Raw genomic sequence first — 248 nt, 5'->3', positions numbered from 1 at the left:
AACCAGTGGCCTGCACTCCTGCTTCTGGTTGGGAGAAAGGTCAGGTCGAGAATCAAGTTGGCAATGTACGGGAATGGCTGTTTACCCCGTTGGCCCGCTTTGCTTCCTTTGCGGATTTAAATGCGTGGCTCACAACCCGCTGCCAGGAATTAGCGCAACGTATGCACCCGACACAAAGTCAGCGCACCATTGCAGACTGTTATGCTGATGAGCAGCCTTTGCTTCGACCTGTCAGCGCGCACTTTGAT

Annotated in this window: 1 pseudogene; it reads left to right on the top strand. The window is 53.6% G+C overall.

The window, feature by feature from the left end:
- Positions 1 to 248: pseudogene (locus QN347_RS20580) on the top strand (IS21 family transposase); the annotation flags it as partial.

The organism is Sphingomonas sp. 10B4 (assembly GCF_035019905.1).
Taxonomy (GTDB): domain Bacteria; phylum Pseudomonadota; class Alphaproteobacteria; order Sphingomonadales; family Sphingomonadaceae; genus Sphingomonas; species Sphingomonas glacialis.
Note: the sequence above shows the minus strand (reverse complement) of the source record. Positions and strands in the feature narration are given on the sequence as shown.